Genomic DNA, 18,130 nt, shown 5'->3' on the forward strand with positions numbered 1-18,130 from the left:
CGGCACGCGCGCGCAAGAACAAGCGCCACCGACATTTATATCAAAATGCCACTACTCGGCTTTCTGCTTTTCCAGGGCAAGTTGATACAAGAGGTTCTTGCGCACCCCGGTAATTTCAGCTGCAAGCGCCGCCGCCCGCTTCAGTGGCAACTCAGCCAACAGCAGGTCGAGCACGCGCTGTGCTTCGGCACTGATGGCCTGCTCGCCCTCCGGCGCACTCCAACCGCCGACCAGCACCACGCACTCACCGCGCTGCTGATTGCTGTCGCCGGCTACGAACGCACGCAACTCAGCCAGCGGCAAACCCTTGAGGGTCTCGAAGGTCTTGGTCAGTTCGCGCGCCAGCAACGCAGGACGATCGCCACCAAATACCGCCTCCATGTCTTCAAGACACTCCAGGATGCGATGCGGGGCTTCATAGAAGATCAACGTGCGCGGTTCTTCCCTCACCTGCTCCAGGCGCGCCCGGCGCCCTGCCTGCTTGGCCGGCAGGAAGCCTTCGAAGATGAAGCGGTCCGATGGCAGGCCTGCCGCCGATAGCGCGGCGATCAAGGCACAGGCGCCCGGCACCGGCACCACGCTCACCCCTGCGGCCCGCGCCTGACGCACCAAGTGGTAGCCCGGGTCGGAAATCAGAGGCGTGCCGGCATCAGAGACGAGCGCCACATTTTCACCCGCCAGCAGCTTGGAGAGAAAACGCCCGCCCTCGTCACGCTCGTTGTGCTCATGACAAGCGGCCAACGGCGTATCAATGCCAAAGTGTTGCAGCAGACGGATCGAATGACGGGTGTCTTCGGCGGCGATCAGCGCCACGTCCGCCAGCACCTTCAGCGCCCGGGCGCTCATGTCGTCGAGGTTGCCGATGGGGGTTGCCACCACATACAGCGTCCCCACCGCGGATTTCGAAGCCCCTGCCACATCAGTCACTGCGCACACCTGTCATTCGGATCAAAGGCGCCATTGTAGCCCGAGCGCCTGCAACAGGGCGCAAAGAAACTCGCCGGCGATCAGGAACACACCACCTATAGTGAAGGATCGACACAGCAACATCGCGCCCCGGCCAGTGCTTGGGTACAATTGCCGGCCAACTTGATCGAGTAACAGGACCTTTACATGATCGCTTGCCTGCGGCTGCTCACAGCCCTCTGCCTCGCCGCCCTGCTGGCAGCCTGCGCCAGCTCGCCCTCATCCAGCCTGGGCGAACTGCCACGCACCCCGGATGCCAGCATCGAGCAACTGCTCGAAAAGGCCGCTTCCAGCAAGTCTGCAGAAGACGCCGCCCTGCTGCGCCTGAGCGCGGCCGACCTGGCCTACAAGCAGAAGGACTTCCCACGCGCCGCACGCATTCTCGAGCAGGTCCCGCTGGACACGCTCAAGCCGGCCCAGCAAGTGTTCGCCAGCACCCTCGCGGCGGAACTGGCCATGAGCCGCAACCAGCCCAAAGCAGCGCTGACCGCCCTGGCCCACCCGAGCCTGCAGCGCCTTGCCGAGCTGCCGACAGAACAGCAAGTGCGCACCTACAGCGTGCACGCCGCCGCGCTCGAAGCCGACGGCCAGGCCCTGGCTGCCGCACAGCAGCGCACTCTACTGGCCCCGCTGCTTGGCGGCCAGGCTGCCAGCACCAACAATGACGCCATCTGGGCCTTGGTTGCATCGCTTCCGGCAGAGCAACTGCAGCAGCCAACCAACGATCAGACCCTGGCTGGCTGGACCAGCCTGGCCTTCGCCGTGAAAAGCGCTGGCACCCTGGAGCAGCAGCAAGCGGCCATCGAAGCCTGGGTCAAACAGCACCCGGACTACCCTGCCGCCCAGCAACTGCCGCTGGCCCTGACCAAACTCAAGGAACTGGCCAGCCAGCCGCTGACCAAGATCGCCCTGCTGCTGCCTCAGGAAGGTCCGCTGGCCGGTGTAGCCCGCGCCCTGCGCGATGGCTTCATGGCCGCCCACTTCCAGGCCCAGCAAAGCGGCCAGCCGGCGCCTGCGGTGCAGGTGTTCGACAGCTCGCGTATCGGCTCGCTGGACGACTTCTATCGCCAGGCGCAAGCCGCCGGCGTGCAACTGGTCATCGGCCCGCTTGAAAAACCATTGGTCAAACAACTGGCCGCCAAACCCCAGCTGCCGATCACCACGCTGGCCCTGAACTACGCCGACGCTGGCCAGAAAGCGCCGCCACAACTGTTCCAGTTCGGCCTGGCGGCCGAAGACGAAGCCCGTGAAGTGGCCCGCCGCGCCCGCGCCGATGGCATGGTCCGCGCCGTAGCCCTGGTGCCGAGCGGCGAATGGGGTGACCGTGTCCTGGCCGCCTTCCGCCAGGACTGGGAAGGCAATGGCGGAACCCTGCTCGCCGCCCAGCGCATCGCCCAACCGGTCGCCCTGGCCCAGCAGATTGCCGACCTGTTCCAGCTGCGCCAGAGCGAAGGCCGCGCCAAGAGCCTGCAAAGCACGGTGGGCGGCAGCATCGCTGCACAACCGTCGCGCCGCCAGGACATCGACTTCATCTTCCTCGCCTCGACCCCACAACAGGCGCAGCAGATCAAGCCGACCCTGAACTTCCAGTACGCCGGTGATGTGCCGGTCTATGCCACCTCGAACCTGTACAGCGCCAGCGGTGACATCAACCAGTACAATGACATGAACGGCATCCGCTTCTGCGAAACACCGTGGCTGCTCGACACCAGCAACAGCCTGCGTCAACAGGTTGTACAGCAGTGGCCGCAAGCCGCTGGCAGCCTCGGCCGCCTGTATGCCATGGGCGTCGACGCCTACAGCCTGGCGCCGCGCCTGGGCCAACTGAAAGCGCTACCAGACAACCGCATCCTGGGCCTTTCGGGCAGCCTGAGCATCAATGCCAACCAGCGCGTCGAGCGCCAGCTGCCATGGGCCGAGTTTAGCGGCGGCCAAGTCAAGCGCCTGCCTGATACCGCGCGCTGATGGCCGCAGCATCGCCTACCCGTGCCGGGCAAGCGGCAGAAACCCAAGCCCTTGAGTACCTTCAGGGGCAAGGGCTGCAGTTGCTGGCGCGCAACTGGCGATGCAAAGGCGGCGAGCTTGATCTGGTCATGCTCGACGCCGATACAGTAGTATTCGTCGAAGTCCGCTACCGGTTGCACGCGGGCTTCGGAGGCGCCCTCGACAGTATCGACGGGCGCAAGCAGAAACGGTTGGTGCTTGCCGCCAGCCTGTTCCTGCAGAAGGAGGCCCACTGGGGCAACTACCCCTGCCGCTTCGACGTAGTCGCCCTGCAGGGTAGCCACCATGCAGGCAGACCGCTTCAATGGCTGAAAAACGCCTTCGAATGCTGAACCCACTTCGTTTTTTTTGCTCTATGTATCGCGGGCTGGTCGTTGTTGCGCGTAGCAAAGGCCACCGCCCCATTTAAGGTCACCAGATGGACATGCAATCCCGAATTCGCCGGCTGTTCGAGGCCAGCATCGAAACCAAGCAACAGGCAATGGACATCCTGGCACCGCACATCGAGCAGGCCAGTCTGGTCATGGTCAATGCGTTGCTCAACGAGGGCAAGATGCTCGCCTGCGGCAACGGCGGCTCGGCCGGCGATGCCCAGCACTTTTCATCGGAGCTGCTCAACCGCTTCGAGCGCGAGCGTCCCAGCCTGCCAGCCATCGCGCTGACCACCGACAGCTCGACCCTGACCTCGATCGCCAACGACTACAGCTACAACGAAGTCTTTTCCAAGCAGATCCGCGCCCTGGGCCAGCCCGGTGACGTTCTGCTGGCGATCTCCACCAGCGGCAATTCGGCCAACGTAATCCAGGCAATCCAGGCCGCACATGACCGTGAAATGATTGTCGTAGCATTGACGGGTCGCGATGGCGGCGGCATGGCTTCGCTGCTGCTGCCCGAGGACGTGGAAATCCGCGTGCCTTCGACAGTTACCGCGCGTATCCAGGAAGTCCACCTGCTGGCGATCCACTGCCTGTGCGATCTGATCGACAGCCAACTGTTCGGGAGTGAAGAATGACCCCTATGCGCCTCGGCCTGATGGCCCTGACCCTGTGCCTGAGCGTCACTGGTTGCAGCTCGGTACTCACCTCTACCCGCAATTCGCCGATCGAGGACGATCGCGGCACGCGCACCATCGGCAGCAAGATCGACGACTCGCTGATCGAGACCAAGGCTGCCGTGAACATTTCCAAAGCCAACCCAGACCTGGACAAGGGCTCGCACATCGTTGTCAGCAGCTACAACGGTATCGTCCTGCTGGCCGGGCAGACCCCACGCGCCGACCTCAAGAGCCTCGCGGAGCAAACGGCCAGCCAGGTCCAACGGGTCAAGAAAGTACACAATGAGCTGCAAGTGATGCAGCCCTCCTCCATTCTGGCGCGCAACAACGACGCCTGGCTGACCACCAAGATCAAGACCCAGATGCTGACCGACAACGCCGTGCCCAGCTCGCGCATCAAGGTGATTACCGAAAACGGCATCGTCTATCTGCTGGGTCTGGTCACCCGCCAAGAAGCCAACTCGGCCACTGCCGTGGTGCAGGGCGTGTCGGGCGTGCAGAAGATCGTCAAGCTGTTCGAGTACATCGATTGACTCAGTGATTGCCTGGAAAGGCCAAACAAAAAAGGCGATCCATCTGGATCGCCTTTTTTGTTACTTGACCACTTTCAGGCTTGGCCGGCCAGTCGGACGCGGCGGCTGCCCTCCATCGTCTGGCGGGCCATCGTCATCCGGCTGCACATCATCGTCTTCCAGCTCGTCGCCATCCATCGAAGACGGCTCCAGCTCGAAGACCATACCCTGGCCATTTTCGCGGGCGTAGATACCCAGGATTGCACCAACCGGCACGAACAGCGAGTGAGCCACGCCACTGAAGCGGCCCTCGAAGCTGACTGCGTCATTGTCCATGTGCAGGCTACGCACGGCACTTGGCGAGATATTCAAGACGATCTGGCCATCACTGGCGAAACCATCCGGCACCTGAACTTTCGGGAATTCGGCATTGACCAGCATATGGGGCGTGCAATCGTTGTCGACGATCCACTCGTACAGTGCTCGAACCAGATAGGGGCGACTGGAGTTCATCAACGGCTCCTTAAAGCTTGCGCATTTCACGTTCTACGGAGGACAGGCTCGCCTGAAAAGGCTCGCGGGCGAACTGGCGCTCCATGTAATCCAGCAGCGGCTTGGCTTGCCGCGGCAATTCGATACCCAACACCGGCAAACGCCAGAGTATGGGCAATAGACAGCAATCGACCAGGCTTTGCTCATCACTCATGAAGCAGGCGAACTCGCCAAACAACGGCGAGACCCCGGTCAGGCTTTCGCGCAAGGCCTTGCGCGCTTCGGTTCGGGCAGCTTCACTGCTACGCGGGTCAAGCACGGTATCGGCCAAGGCACACCAGTCGCGCTGGATGCGGTGCATCAGCAGACGGCTGTTGCCACGCGCAACCGGGTATACCGGCATCAGCGGCGGGTGCGGGTAACGCTCCTCGAGGTATTCCATCACCACGGTCGATTCATACAACGCCAGGTCACGGTCGACCAAGGTCGGCACGCTGCCATAAGGGTTGACCTCGGCCAGCTTCGGCGGCAGGCGGGCGGGATCGACATCGATCAATTGCACGCTGACGCCCTTCTCGGCCAGAACCAGGCGCACCCGATGAGAATAGTGATCAGCGGGATCGGAATAGCAGGCTAACCTGTTGGTTGCGCCCATGTAGCGGCTCCTCGCACGGATGCTTGTGCAACTTTAAATGAAAACGCGCCCGGGGTGGCCTGGCAATACTGCTAGGCCACCCCGGGCGCGTTCAACAACCAGAAACTACTGCGTGATCAGTGCACGTCCTTCCAATATTCACGCTTGAGCAAGTAGGCGAATACGAAGAAGAAAGCCAGGTACAGCAACACATAGGTGCCGATGCGCTGGCTTTCCAGTTTGACTGGGTTGGCCGAATAGGCCAGGAAGGTCACAAGGTTCTTGACCTTCTCGTCGAACTGCTCAGTCGTCAGGGTACCGGAATTCGGCGTGATGGTCAGCTGATCGCAAGCTTCATGGGTCAACGGGCTGCCGGTCAACGGGTCGAATTGCTTCTTGCCCTCGACCACCGTCTGCACCTGCTTGCAACCCACCACCTGGTTACCTTGCAGACCAACCAGCACGTTAGGCATGCCGACGTTCGGGAACACCTTGTTGTTCACCCCGTAAGGGCGCGATGGGTCCTCATAGAAGCTGCGCAGGTAGGTGTAAAGCCAATCGGTACCGCGCACGCGGGCGACCAGGGTCAGGTCGGGCGGCGCAGCACCAAACCAGGTCTTGGCGTCGCTGGGCTTCATGCCGATCTGCATGTGGTCACCAATCTTGGCGCCCGTGAACACCAGCTTCTCGAGCATCAACTCATGCGGGATACCCAGGTCATCAGCCACACGCTCGTAACGCTGGAACTTGGCACTGTGACACCCCATGCAATAGTTGGCGAAGGTACGTGCACCATCCTGCATGGCGGCCTTGTCAGTCAGGTCGATATCGACCTTGTCCAGCTCCAGGCCAGTTTCGGCAGCGAAGGAAAAGGCAGGCATCACTGCCAGCAAAAATACTGCAATCAACTTTTTCATCAGCCAGTCACCCTTTCCGGAACCGGTTTGGTCTTCTCAAGCCTTGTGTAGAACGGCATCAGCAGGAAGTAGGCGAAGTACAACACCGTGCACACCTGCGACAACAAGGTACGCCCAGGTGTCGGTGCCAGGACGCCCAGCACACCGAGGATGACGAAGGCCACGCAGAACACCAGCAGGAAGACCTTGCTGATCCAGCCCTTGTAACGCATGGAACGCACCGGGCTGCGGTCGAGCCAGGGCAGTACGAACAGCACGGCGATGGCCGCCCCCATGGCAATGACGCCCATCAGTTTGTCAGGCACCGCACGCAGGATTGCGTAGAACGGTGTGAAGTACCACACCGGCGCGATGTGCTCTGGGGTCTTGAAGGCGTTGGCCTGCTCGAAGTTAGGTTTCTCCAGGAAGTAACCGCCCATTTCAGGGAAGAAGAACACCACGGCGCAGAACACGAACAGGAACACCACCACGCCGACAATGTCTTTGACGGTGTAGTACGGGTGGAACGGAATACCATCCAGCGGAATACCGTTTTCGTCCTTTTTCTTCTTGATGTCGACGCCATCAGGGTTGTTCGAACCCACTTCGTGCAGGGCGAGGATGTGCAATACCACCAGGCCAAGAATCACGATGGGCAGGGCAACCACATGCAGGGCGAAGAAGCGGTTCAGGGTAATGCCCGAGATCAGGTAGTCACCACGGATCCACTGGGTAAGGTCATCACCGATCACCGGGATGGCACCGAACAGCGAGATGATCACCTGGGCGCCCCAGTACGACATCTGCCCCCATGGCAGCAGGTAGCCCATGAACGCTTCAGCCATCAGCGCCAGATAGATCAGCATGCCGAACAGCCAGACCAGCTCGCGTGGCTTCTGATAGGAGCCATAAAGCAGGCCACGGAACATGTGCAGGTAGACCACGATGAAGAACGCCGACGCCCCCGTGGAGTGCAGGTAGCGCAGGATCCAGCCGTATTCCACGTCACGCATGATGTACTCGACCGAGGCGAACGCCTCTTCCGCCGACGGCGTGAAGCTCATGGTCAGCCACACGCCGGTCACGATCTGGTTGACCAGCACCAGCAATGCCAGGGAGCCGAAGAAGTACAGGAAGTTGAAGTTCTTGGGTGCGTAATACTTGCTGAGGTGGTCTTCCCACATCTTGGTGGCGGGGAAGCGAGCATCAATCCAGTCCATGAACTTGCTCATCATGCGTTCTCCTGGTCGACGCCAATGACGATGATCTCGTCCGACTCATAAGAGTGCGGTGGCACGGGCAGGTTGAGAGGCGCTGGCTGGGACTTGTAGACACGGCCAGCCAGGTCATAGTGAGAGCCGTGGCACGGGCAGAAGTAACCACCTACCCACTTCGGCCCAAGGTCGGCGGGCGCCACTTCTGGTCGGAAGGTGGGCGAACAGCCCAGGTGCGTGCACAGGCCGACGAGAATAAGAATTTCCGGCTTGATCGAGCGAACCTCAGGGTCGACGTACGCTGGCTGTACCGAGGCCTTGGACTCGGGGTCGGACAGATCACCCGTGATTTTTTTCAGATTGCCAAGGATTTCCTCCGTTCGCCGCACGATGAATACGGGCTGGCCACGCCACTCGGCCACCATCTGCTGCCCCGCCTCGACCTTGGCGATGTTGACCTTCACCGGTGCACCCGCGGCTTTCGCCTTGGCACTGGGAAACCATGACCCCACGAACGGTACCGCAGCCCCCACTGCCCCCGCCGCCCCGACCACGGATGTCGCGGCTACGAGGAAGCGGCGCCGGCCTGCGTTGACGCCGTCATTGCTCATTCAGTCCTCTCCCATCAGCTTGCTTGGCCAGTTGGACCTGGCCTGTACTTAGGTTGTGTCAATGGCACTAAAAATTGGCCGCCATGGTAAGAAACAAATCCACACACTGACAAGGTGATTACCCCGGCAAGGGCGACAACCCACGCTTTGCTTGATCTACGTCTATGCGACAAGCGGCCACTGACTGCTGACAGGTTAGTTCAAGGCTAAAAAAAAAGCCCGGTTCCAAGGAACCGGGCTTTTTTCGACTGCCGAAGCGGTATTAACGCTTGGAGTACTGAGGACGCTTACGCGCTTTACGCAGACCCACTTTCTTACGCTCAACTTCACGAGCGTCGCGGGTGACGTAGCCAGCACGACGCAGAGCGCCACGCAGGGTTTCGTCGTATTCCATCAGAGCGCGGGTGATACCGTGACGGATCGCACCGGCCTGACCGCTGACACCACCACCGGAAACGGTGACGTAGATGTCGAATTTCTCAACGGATTCAGTCAGCTCGAGCGGCTGGCGAACAACCATGCGAGCGGTTTCGCGACCGAAGAACACGTCCAGAGAACGGTTGTTGATGGAAATGTTACCAGTACCCGGACGCAGGAATACGCGAGCGGTTGCGGTCTTGCGACGGCCAGTGCCGTAATTTTGAGTCGCCGACATAATGAACTATCCCGTTAGATCTTCAGTTCTTGAGGCTGCTGAGCAGTGTGTGGGTGAGCAGCACCCGCGTACACTTTCAGCTTGCGGTACATGTCGCGACCCAGCGGGTTCTTAGGCAGCATGCCTTTGACCGCAGTTTCGATAACACGCTCAGGGGCCTTGGCGATCAACTTCTCGAAGTTGATTTCCTTGATACCGCCTGGGAAACCGGAGTGGGAGTAGTACATTTTGTCGGAAGACTTGGCACCAGTCACACGAACCTGCTCGGCGTTGATAACGACGATGTAGTCGCCGGTGTCAACGTGAGGGGTGTATTCTGGTTTGTGTTTGCCACGCAGACGGGTAGCGATTTCGGTAGCCAGACGACCCAGGGTCTGGCCAGCGGCGTCGACTACGAACCACTCGCGCTTTACTGTTTCCGGTTTAGCAGTAAAAGTTTTCATTCTCTAAAGCCTCAGAGGCCGCCCAGCGAAAAATAGACGGCGAATCTTACTGGATAGTGCACAGCTTGCCAAGGGCAAGCGCGCAGCCGAACACAGACGCTTTTGGGGGCTCGGGTCGGGCACGCCAATGTTCGACGGGGTTCTTCCTGCGTGATGGTGCATCACTTCCGCCACGCGGAGAGGGGCTGAATTATCCAGATTGCGCGAAAAATTTCAACCTGCTTTGATTGGCTTCTATCGCCAAGGAGTGAATAACCGATGGAATACCGCCAGCTCGGCCGTACCGACCTCAACGTCAGCGCCCTGTGCCTGGGCACCATGACCTGGGGCGAGCAGAACATCCAGGCCGAGGCCTACGAGCAAATTGCCCGGGCCAAGGCCGCCGGGGTCAACTTCATCGACACCGCCGAGATGTACCCGGTCCCTCCCCGCCCGGAGACCTACGCGGCCACCGAGCGCATCATCGGCAACTGGTTCCGTGACCATGGCGACCGCGACGCGTGGGTCCTGGCCAGCAAGGTTGCTGGCCCGGGCAACGGCATCAGCCATATCCGTGACGGGCAGCTCAAGCACAACCGTCAGCACATCGTCGCGGCGCTGGACGAAAGCCTCAAGCGCCTCCAGACCGACCGCATCGACCTGTACCAGTTGCACTGGCCAGAGCGCAGCACCAACTTCTTCGGCAAGCTGGGCTACCAGCACCTGCCGCAGGATCACTTCACCCCACTGGAAGAAACCCTCGAAGTGCTCGACGAGCAGGTGCGTGCGGGCAAGATCCGCCACATCGGCCTGTCCAACGAAACGCCGTGGGGCACCATGAAGTTCCTGCAACTGGCCGAGAGTCGTGGCTGGCCGCGGGCGGTATCGATCCAGAACCCGTACAACCTGCTCAACCGCAGCTTCGAGGTGGGCCTGGCAGAAGTGGCCATACGCGAGCAATGTGGCCTGCTGGCCTATTCGCCGCTGGCCTTCGGCATGCTCTCGGGCAAGTACGAGAACGGCGCACGGCCGGACAATGCACGCCTGACCCTGTTCAGCCGCTTTGCCCGTTACTCCAACCCACAGACCGTGGCGGCCTGCAGCCGCTACGTGCAGCTGGCCCGCGAGCACGGCCTGGACCCGGCGCAAATGGCCCTGGCGTTCGTCACCCGACAGCCGTTCGTGACCAGCAACATCATAGGTGCCACCAGCCTGCAGCAGCTGGACAGCAACCTGGCCAGCCTTGAACTGAACCTGAGCGCCGATCTGCTGACAGCGATCGAAGCCATTCATCAGGAGCAGCCCAACCCGGCGCCTTGAGCCAAACACTGCGCCCCGCTTCGCGCCGCTGTTACATGGGGTAGACACAATCGCCAAAAAATAAGACGATCCAGCCGGTGATTGACCACTCTACCCTATAAGAACAATGACAATGATGTTTACCCAACCCTCAGCGTCGCTGCGGCGCGTCAGCATCCTGGCCATTGACAAGGTGTTCGCTTCGACCTTGATGCAGGCCAAGGACTTCTTCCACCTCGCCAGCCTGCGCTATAGCAAGCAGCTGGGCCTGGGCTTGCAGCCCATGTTCGACATCCGCCTGGTGAGCCCCGACAGCCAGCCCGTGGACAGCTTCAGCAATGTGCAGTTACCGGTTGACGGCGGCCTGGACGACGCCGATGTGATCATCCTCCCGGCCTACTGGGATGATTTCGACAACCTGCTGCAGCGTTACCCACAGGTGCTGCCGTGGCTGCGTGAACAGCACGCGCGTGGCGCGGTGCTGTGCGCCGAGGCCAGTGGTGTGTTCTGGCTGGCCGAATCCGGCCTGCTCGATGGCAAGGAAGCGACCACCTACTGGCGCTTCTTCAACAGCTTTGCCGAACGCTTCCCGCAGATCCGCCTGAACCAGGACAAGCACCTGACCGATGCCGACAATATCTATTGCGCCGGCGGTGCAACTTCAGCCTGCGACCTGTACATCTACCTGATCGAACGCTTCTGCGGTGCCAACGTGGCCCGTGCGGTGTCCCGCGATATCCTTTACGAAGTGCAACGCAACTACACCCCGGGGCGCATGGGCTTTGGCGGGCAGAAGCTGCACCAGGACCTGATCATCCTGCAGATCCAGCACTGGCTGGAGGAGCACTTCGCCGACAAGTTCCGCTTCGAGGATGTGGCCCGCAACCACGGCATGAGCATCCGCAACTTCATGCGTCGCTTCCAGGGCGCAACGGGTGACAAGCCGCTGCATTACCTGCAACGGTTACGCATCGAGACAGCCAAGGGGTTGTTGTCGAGTACGCGCAAGAGCATCAAGACCATCAGTTACGAGGTGGGGTATGACGATGCCAGTTTCTTTGCGCGGCTGTTCCGCCAGCACACCGAGTTGTCGCCGAACCAGTATCGGCAGCAGTTCATGCAGGAAGCCTGAAAGGCTTCCAGAGCGGCAGGTTTCGAGCTTCAAGCGACAAGAAAAACCAGAGCGGATCGCGCATTGCCCTAAATTTCCCTTGTCGCCTGTCGCCTGACGCTTGCCGCGGGCGTCAGGGCTTGTGCGCGCGCGCCAGGAATTCGTGCGACTGCATCTCCAGCAACCGGCTCAGGGTACGCTGGAACTCGAAGCTCAGACGCCCACCGGTATACAGGTCCTTCAACTCCACCTCGGCCGAGATGATCAGCTTGACGTTGCGATCGTAGAACTCGTCCACCATGTTGATGAAACGACGGGCGATGTCGTCGGTGGTGACGCCCATCTGCTCCACGTTGCTCAGCAATACGGCGTGGAAGATCTTGCCCAGCTCAATGTAGTCGTTCTGGCTGCGCGGCCCGTCGCACAGGGCGCGGAAGTCAAACCAGGCGACGTCGTCGCAAGTACGCAGGGCATTGATCGGGCGGTTCTCGATCATCAGCACGTCGTTTTCGATCGCCTGGGTGCACTCAGGGGTGAGCGCCTTGAAGCTGGCGCGCATGCTCTGGTGCGCCGCGTCATCAAGTGGGAAGTGGAACAGTTCAGCCTGCTCCAGGTGACGCAGACGGTAGTCGACCCCGCTATCGACGTTCACCACGTCGGTGTACTGCTTGATCATGGCAATGGCCGGCAGGAAGCGTGCACGCTGCAGGCCGTCCTTGTAGAGGCCGTCCGGCACGATGTTGGAGGTGGCCACCAGCGACACGCCGTTCTTGAACAGCTCTTCCATCAAGGTGCCGAGGATCATGGCGTCGGTAATGTCCGACACGAAGAATTCGTCGAAGCAGATCACCTTGGCTTCTTCGCTGAAGCGCTTGGCAATGAGGGTCAGCGGGTTCTTCTCGCCCTTGAGAGTTTTCATCTCCTCGTGCACACGCTTCATGAAGCGGTGGAAGTGCGTACGCATCTTCTGCTTGAACGGCAGCGCTTCGTAGAAGGTATCAACCAGGTAGGTCTTGCCTCGCCCCACCCCACCCCAGAAGTACAGGCCCTTGACCGGGGTCTGCTCCTTCTTGCCGAACAGCTTGCCGAACACGCCCGGCTTGTTGTTCTGCGCGTGCACCAGGTCGTCGTACAGGCGCTGAAGGTGACGCACCGCAGTTTCCTGCGCCGCGTCATGGAAGAAGTCGGGACGTTTCAGATCTGCTTGATAGCGTTCTAAGGGAGTCATGATTCGTTAGCGAGGCAACAAAAAACGGGCCGTCACTGTAGCGACAGGCCCGCTTAATGGCAATCAGTCTGTGGGAGCGGGCGTGCCCGCGAACACCGGCAAAGCCGGTGCCATGCACCGCGGCGCCTGTTTCGCGGGCACGCCCGCTCCCACCGTTTGGCAGCCTCAGTCCTGCTGAGGCGCCAAGGCTTCGTTCAGGCTCTGAATGGCAGCATCACGGGCTTCGACGCTGTCGAACTGCGGCCCGTCGGCAACCTGCTCGCCATTGAGCCACAGGCCGAAGCTCAGGCCTTCGACGCGCACATTAACCTCGCCACCTTGCTGCAGCTGCTTGCTCACGGCGCCGGCACTCTTGCCGTCGGCGAAGCTGCGCGACAACAGCAGTTGCTCGCCATCAGCGGCCAGCAGGCGGAAGCGGAAGCTGCCGTCTTCATCACGGAAGCTGACAAAACGCGCGCTCTTGGTGGCTTTTTTCTTCACTTCGGCGGTGGCCTGCACGCTGCTGCGGAACGAACGCAGGCCAACGGCCTCGCGCAGCTGCTCGAGGAACGGCGTGGCGATCTTGCGGGCCTTGGCAGCGCCGGCCAGCAGGATGTCTTCCAGGTCCGCCGGCCGGGCGATCAGCTGGTGATAGTACTCGCGCTTCTCGGCCAGTTGGCCGTCCAGCAGCTGGAACAGGCGCTGTTTGGCGTCGCCCCAGCCCAGGCCCTGCAGCAGCTCTTCGCGGAAACCGGCGCACTGCTCAGGCGTCGAGAAGGCCTGGTACAGGGTGAACAGGTGCGCGTTGTCCGGGTCTTTCGCCTCACCGGGCGCGCGCGAATCGGTGACGATGCGCGAGATGGCGTCTTTCATGTCCTTGGCGCTGGTGAACAACGGGATGGTGTTGTCATAGCTCTTGGACATCTTGCGCCCGTCCAGGCCCGGCAGGGTCGCCACGCTTTCTTCGATCACAGCCTCCGGCAAGGCGAAGAAGTCCTTGCCCTGGCCGAACAGGTGGTTGAAGCGCTGGCCGATATCGCGGGCCATTTCCACGTGCTGGATCTGGTCACGACCGACCGGCACCTTGTTGGCGTTGAACATCAGGATATCGGCGGCCATCAGCACCGGGTAGCTGAACAGGCCCATCGTCACGCCGGCGTCCGGGTCTTCGCCGTTCTCGACGTTCTTGTCCACCGAGGCCTTGTAGGCATGCGCACGGTTCAGCAGGCCTTTGGCAGCAACGCAGGTCAGCAGCCAGGTCAGCTCGGGGATTTCCGGGATGTCGGACTGGCGATAGAAGGTCACCTTGTCCGGGTCCAGGCCACCGGCCAGCCAGGTGGCGGCGATTTCCAGGCGCGAGCGCTGGATGCGCAGCGGGTCGTCGCACTTGATCAGGGCGTGGTAGTCGGCCAGGAAGTAGAACGAGTCGACACCGGGCTGCTGGCTGGCACGGATCGCCGGGCGGATGGCGCCGGCGTAGTTGCCCAGGTGCGGAGTGCCGGTGGTGGTGATACCGGTAAGAATGCGCGTGGTCATGGGTGTTCGCTTATTCAGGCTTGGCTCAGTTCGAAAGGCGCGGCAGCAGCAGATCCTTCAGATCGGTCAGCTTGCCATGGAAGAAGTGTCCGCATTCTGCCACTTTCAGCAGCTCATGGGGACGCGACAGGCTGTCGGACCATTCGTAAACCAGTTGCGGCGCGACGACTTCATCGGCGTCCGGCTGCACCACGGTGAGCGGGCAGCGCTGCGGCAGCGGGAATTCGGCGGTCAGGCGCATGACCGCCGGGGCGATCATGAACAGGTGCTGCAACTCGACGCCTGCCGTTTCAAGGCGCCCGGCCAGGCTGGTGGCAACGAAACCACCGAACGAAAAGCCCATCAGCACCAGCGGTAGCCCGGGGTGCCTGGCACGCAGCCATGCTGCAGCGGCCTCGGCATCGGCCACTTCGCCAGCGCCCATGTCGTGGCTGCCGGCGCTCTGGCCGACGCCACGGTAGTTGAAACGCAGGGTCACATAACCGGCATCACGTGCGGTGCGCTGCAGGGTCGAGACAACCTTGTTGAGCATGGTGCCGCCCTGGACCGGGTTAGGGTGGCAGATCAGCACCGCGCCACGGGCTTGCGCCACGTCCAGGTACAACGCTTCCAGCTGGCCGCTGGGGCCATCGATGAACAAGGGGGTTTCGCGGACAAGCAAGGCACTACTCCGTGACCTCGAGAAGGGTCGATTCGTCTAGGTGTGAAATTCTGTTCTGATTTGCGATCGCTCGCGGTATACAGCGCAGGTCTGAGCCGTTAACGTAAAGCAAAGCCGTTTATAGAGGAAGGACTCGTGGAACTCTCGCTCCTTGTTTGGTTGTTGCCAACCCTGGCCCTGGTCATCGGTGTGGCAGTCGGTTTCATTGTTGCCCGCCTGCTGCCCAATGCAGCCCCGAGCAACACCCAGCGTCAGCTGGATGACATCCAGAAGCGCTTCGACAGCTACCAGAACGAAGTGGTCACCCACTTCAACAGCACCGCCATGCTGGTCAAGAAACTGACCCAGAGCTATCAGGACGTACAGGATCACCTGGCTGAAGGCGCCAACAGCCTGGCCCTCGATGACGTCACCCGCCAACGCCTGCTGGCTGCGCTGCACTCCGATGCACCGCAAGGCCCGCGTGACCGCCTGACCCCACCTAAAGACACCGCCGAAGTGCCGCGCGACTATGCGCCGAAAGTGCCTAACTCGCCGGGCATGCTGGATGAGAGCTACGGGCTCAAGCGTTGATCTGCTGAACATGCAAAAGGCCTCGCAAGAGGCCTTTTTTGTGGATGCTGACTATGCCGGCCTCTTCGCGGGTGAACCCGCTCCTACAGGGGCCGCGCGGGCTTCAGAGCGTGCGCTGAACCTGTGCGGGCGTGCCCGCGAAGGGGCCAGTGCAGGCAACCTAGCAGCAGGCCTGCAATGCCTGTTCGACATCTGCCAGCAGGTCCTCCACATCCTCCAGCCCCACCGACAGACGCACCAACCCCTCCGATATCCCGTGATGCGCCCGCTCCTGCGGCGTATAGCTGGAATGCGTCATGCTCGCCGGATGCTGCGCCAGCGACTCGGCATCCCCCAGGCTCACCGCCCGGGCAAAGAGCTGCAGCGCATTCATGAAGCGCCGCCCCGCCTCAATGCCACCCTTGAGCTCAAACGCAATCATCCCACCAGGCAAACGCATCTGTCGCTTGGCCAACGCGTACTGGGCAAAAGACGGTAGCCCCGGGTAATGAATCAATTCCACCTGCGGTTGCCGAGCGAGAAACTCGGCCACCTGCTGGGCATTGGCGCAATGCCGGTCCATGCGCAGGGCCAGGGTCTTGATACCGCGCATCAGCAACGCCGCGTCATGCGGTGACAGCACCGCGCCGGTCATATCCTTCAGCCCTTCCAGGCGGATACGGTCGACCAAGGCCTTGCACCCCACCACCAACCCGGCAGTGATATCGCCATGCCCACTGAGGTACTTGGTTGCCGAGTGCACCACCAGATCCGCCCCCAACTCCAGTGGCCGCTGCAGGTACGGCGTACAGTAGGTGTTATCGACCACCACATGCACATCATGCCCCCGCACCGCCTCCACAACCGCCGCAATATCCACAAGCTGCATGTTGGGGTTGGCCGGTGTTTCGAAGTAGATCATCCGTGTTTTGCTGCTGATCGCCGCTTTCAGGGCCTTGGCATCGTTGAGATCGACATGGCGAACTTTCACCCCGAACTCACCAATACCGTGGTGCAGAAAAGCGAAGGTACAGCCATACAAGGTGCGTCCGACAATCAGCTCATCCCCAGGCCTTAGCAGGGTCCAGAGGGTTGAGGTAATGGCGCCCATCCCCGAGGCCAACGCCAACCCCGCTTCACCGCCCTCCAGCGAAGCCATGCGCTGCTCCAGCAAGGCCAGCGTGGGGTTGGAAATGCGGCTGTAGAAATGCCCAGGCTCCTCCCCGGCGAAGCAGGCAGCACCGTACTCGACAGTGGGAAAGGCATAGGTAGCCGTCTGGTACACCGGTGGCACCAGGGCGCCACCATGGGAAAGCGGGTCATAGCCATGATGAATGGCCCGCGTGGAAAAACCGGTGTTGTGGTGGGAGTCGCGCATGGCAACAGCCTCTTGTGGTTTGCTATAAGCTTATGCCACCGAGCTGCCGGATTTTTTCCAAAGTAGCCTACGCATACACGTGGTTGCTGGAACAAAAACAATAATCAACGGACCAGGAGGGCAAAAAATGCCTTCAAGCCTCGACCGCACCGACCGCGCCCTGCTCGCCGCCTTGCAGGACAATGCCCGTCTCACCGTTGCCGAACTCGCCGACCAGGTGGCACTGACCACCTCGCCCTGCTGGCGACGGGTCAAGTTACTGGAGGAAAACGGCTACATCACCGGCTACCAGGCCATCCTCTCGCCCAAGTCGCTGGGGTTTGGTGTGACCGCGTTCGTCAGCATCATGATGGACTCGCACACCAAGGACATGGCGCTGGCGTTTGAACAGCGCCTGATGGAAATCCCCGAGATCGTCGCCTGCCACAACATCTCCGGTCGCTATGACTTTCTGCTGGAGATCCTGGCACGGGACCTGGAGTCGTTTGGCGAATTTACCCGGGAAGTGCTGCAGCGGTTGCCGGGGGTGAAGGAGATCTATTCGAGTTTTTCGTACAAAGCGGTGAAGGAAAGACGGGTGATACCGGTGTCGGAGAAACATATCTGAGACGGATCTTTCCGAGCAACACGAAGCTTCCTACTGATTGACAGGCTGCAGCTGACATACCGCAAATTCGATATACGTAAACCTAGCCCATGTAGTGATCAGGAGAACCTACATGGCACGGGACAACACGTATTATCTCGATCACCCAGGATCTCAACATATCCGGATGCCATGACGCGCCGCTGAGAATGCTGGCACCGCACCCGGAGTCATTTGGCAAATTTACCCGGCAGTTTTTCATCCAAAGCGGTGGAGGATAAACAGGCTCCAAGACTATTCCTACAAATCACCAGGAACGATCCTACTGGCATACAACCTA

20 protein-coding genes are annotated in these 18,130 nt (G+C 61.0%); 8 read left to right on the forward strand and 12 right to left on the reverse strand.

Features of this window, described 5'->3' with window-relative positions; genetic code table 11:
• Nucleotides 1-51 precede the first annotated feature (51 nt).
• Nucleotides 52-927, reverse strand: a complete 876-nt coding sequence (gene rsmI, locus ACF8Q6_RS10300) for a 16S rRNA (cytidine(1402)-2'-O)-methyltransferase (protein ID WP_003251840.1) — start codon at nt 925-927, stop codon at nt 52-54.
• 186 nt (nt 928-1,113) lie between these two features.
• Between rsmI and ACF8Q6_RS10305 the strand changes: the two genes are divergently transcribed.
• The 4 genes from ACF8Q6_RS10305 to ACF8Q6_RS10320 all read left to right on the forward strand — a co-directional run bounded on the left by ACF8Q6_RS10305 (nt 1,114) and on the right by ACF8Q6_RS10320 (nt 4,557).
• Nucleotides 1,114-2,931 (forward strand): penicillin-binding protein activator, encoded by a 1,818-nt coding sequence (locus ACF8Q6_RS10305; RefSeq protein ID WP_392490488.1) that lies wholly within the window; start codon nt 1,114-1,116, stop codon nt 2,929-2,931.
• Nucleotides 2,931-3,302, forward strand: a complete 372-nt coding sequence (locus ACF8Q6_RS10310) for a YraN family protein (protein ID WP_003251836.1) — start codon at nt 2,931-2,933, stop codon at nt 3,300-3,302. Before ACF8Q6_RS10305 ends, ACF8Q6_RS10310 begins: the two co-directional genes overlap by 1 nt.
• 86 nt (nt 3,303-3,388) lie before the next feature.
• Nucleotides 3,389-3,982, forward strand: a complete 594-nt coding sequence (locus tag ACF8Q6_RS10315) for a phosphoheptose isomerase (RefSeq protein ID WP_012053657.1) — start codon at nt 3,389-3,391, stop codon at nt 3,980-3,982.
• Complete coding sequence (locus tag ACF8Q6_RS10320; protein ID WP_003251832.1) at nt 3,979-4,557, forward strand: BON domain-containing protein; 579 nt, start codon at nt 3,979-3,981, stop codon at nt 4,555-4,557. Before ACF8Q6_RS10315 ends, ACF8Q6_RS10320 begins: the two co-directional genes overlap by 4 nt.
• A gap of 60 nt (nt 4,558-4,617) precedes the next feature.
• Here ACF8Q6_RS10320 and ACF8Q6_RS10325 read toward each other — a convergent pair whose 3' ends face one another.
• The 7 genes from ACF8Q6_RS10325 to rplM all read right to left on the reverse strand — a co-directional run bounded on the left by ACF8Q6_RS10325 (nt 4,618) and on the right by rplM (nt 9,481).
• The gene (locus ACF8Q6_RS10325; RefSeq protein WP_003251830.1) at nt 4,618-5,049 is read right to left on the reverse strand and encodes a ClpXP protease specificity-enhancing factor; all 432 of its coding nucleotides are present in this window, start codon (nt 5,047-5,049) and stop codon (nt 4,618-4,620) included.
• Nucleotides 5,050-5,059: 10 nt separating this feature from the next.
• Complete coding sequence (locus tag ACF8Q6_RS10330) at nt 5,060-5,683, reverse strand: glutathione S-transferase N-terminal domain-containing protein (protein ID WP_003251828.1); 624 nt, start codon at nt 5,681-5,683, stop codon at nt 5,060-5,062.
• A 116-nt stretch (nt 5,684-5,799) separates the two neighbouring features.
• Complete coding sequence (locus ACF8Q6_RS10335; protein ID WP_003251826.1) at nt 5,800-6,579, reverse strand: cytochrome c1; 780 nt, start codon at nt 6,577-6,579, stop codon at nt 5,800-5,802.
• Nucleotides 6,579-7,790: a cytochrome bc complex cytochrome b subunit gene (locus tag ACF8Q6_RS10340; protein ID WP_003251825.1), complete on the reverse strand. Its 1,212-nt coding sequence runs from the start codon at nt 7,788-7,790 to the stop codon at nt 6,579-6,581. Before ACF8Q6_RS10340 ends, ACF8Q6_RS10335 begins: the two co-directional genes overlap by 1 nt.
• Nucleotides 7,790-8,383 (reverse strand): ubiquinol-cytochrome c reductase iron-sulfur subunit, encoded by a 594-nt coding sequence (gene petA, locus ACF8Q6_RS10345; RefSeq protein ID WP_003251823.1) that lies wholly within the window; start codon nt 8,381-8,383, stop codon nt 7,790-7,792. The genes ACF8Q6_RS10340 and petA overlap by 1 nt, the downstream gene beginning before the upstream one ends.
• Nucleotides 8,384-8,645: 262 nt before the next feature.
• Nucleotides 8,646-9,038, reverse strand: a complete 393-nt coding sequence (gene rpsI, locus ACF8Q6_RS10350) for a 30S ribosomal protein S9 (RefSeq protein WP_003251821.1) — start codon at nt 9,036-9,038, stop codon at nt 8,646-8,648.
• 14 nt (nt 9,039-9,052) lie between these two features.
• A complete protein-coding gene (gene rplM / locus ACF8Q6_RS10355) occupies nt 9,053-9,481 on the reverse strand; it encodes a 50S ribosomal protein L13 (RefSeq protein WP_003251819.1) in 429 nt (142 codons plus the stop codon).
• Nucleotides 9,482-9,739: 258 nt separating this feature from the next.
• Between rplM and ACF8Q6_RS10360 the strand changes: the two genes are divergently transcribed.
• Both ACF8Q6_RS10360 and ACF8Q6_RS10365 read left to right on the forward strand, forming a co-directional pair.
• A complete protein-coding gene (locus tag ACF8Q6_RS10360) occupies nt 9,740-10,780 on the forward strand; it encodes an NADP(H)-dependent aldo-keto reductase (protein WP_392490489.1) in 1,041 nt (346 codons plus the stop codon).
• Between the two features lie 190 nt (nt 10,781-10,970).
• Nucleotides 10,971-11,891: a GlxA family transcriptional regulator gene (locus ACF8Q6_RS10365; RefSeq protein ID WP_010952436.1), complete on the forward strand. Its 921-nt coding sequence runs from the start codon at nt 10,971-10,973 to the stop codon at nt 11,889-11,891.
• A 112-nt stretch (nt 11,892-12,003) separates the two neighbouring features.
• On the opposite strand, the gene zapE is transcribed toward ACF8Q6_RS10365, so the two are convergent.
• From zapE to ACF8Q6_RS10380, 3 genes are all read right to left on the reverse strand, one after another.
• On the reverse strand, nt 12,004-13,098 hold the full coding sequence (gene zapE, locus ACF8Q6_RS10370; RefSeq protein ID WP_003251813.1) for a cell division protein ZapE: 1,095 nt from the start codon (nt 13,096-13,098) through the stop codon (nt 12,004-12,006).
• A 165-nt stretch (nt 13,099-13,263) separates the two neighbouring features.
• The gene (locus ACF8Q6_RS10375; RefSeq protein ID WP_088513326.1) at nt 13,264-14,613 is read right to left on the reverse strand and encodes a tryptophan--tRNA ligase; all 1,350 of its coding nucleotides are present in this window, start codon (nt 14,611-14,613) and stop codon (nt 13,264-13,266) included.
• Nucleotides 14,614-14,638: 25 nt separating this feature from the next.
• Nucleotides 14,639-15,274 (reverse strand): alpha/beta hydrolase, encoded by a 636-nt coding sequence (locus tag ACF8Q6_RS10380; RefSeq protein WP_004575116.1) that lies wholly within the window; start codon nt 15,272-15,274, stop codon nt 14,639-14,641.
• 135 nt (nt 15,275-15,409) lie between these two features.
• Here ACF8Q6_RS10380 and ACF8Q6_RS10385 point away from each other — a divergent pair, with 135 nt between their 5' ends.
• Nucleotides 15,410-15,847 carry a YhcB family protein gene (locus ACF8Q6_RS10385; protein WP_003251807.1) on the forward strand — a complete coding sequence of 146 codons (438 nt, stop codon included), beginning with the start codon at nt 15,410-15,412 and terminating at the stop codon, nt 15,845-15,847.
• 160 nt (nt 15,848-16,007) lie between these two features.
• On the opposite strand, the gene ACF8Q6_RS10390 is transcribed toward ACF8Q6_RS10385, so the two are convergent.
• Nucleotides 16,008-17,204, reverse strand: coding sequence for a methionine gamma-lyase (locus ACF8Q6_RS10390; protein WP_100773968.1), 1,197 nt, complete (start codon nt 17,202-17,204; stop codon nt 16,008-16,010).
• Between the two features lie 127 nt (nt 17,205-17,331).
• Here ACF8Q6_RS10390 and ACF8Q6_RS10395 point away from each other — a divergent pair, with 127 nt between their 5' ends.
• Nucleotides 17,332-17,811, forward strand: a complete 480-nt coding sequence (locus ACF8Q6_RS10395) for an Lrp/AsnC family transcriptional regulator (RefSeq protein WP_003251803.1) — start codon at nt 17,332-17,334, stop codon at nt 17,809-17,811.
• The last annotated feature ends 319 nt before the right edge of the window (nt 17,812-18,130 follow it).

The sequence above is a fragment of the Pseudomonas sp. GLN_2 genome, from assembly GCF_043106005.1.
In the GTDB taxonomy this organism is placed as follows: domain Bacteria; phylum Pseudomonadota; class Gammaproteobacteria; order Pseudomonadales; family Pseudomonadaceae; genus Aquipseudomonas; species Aquipseudomonas alloputida.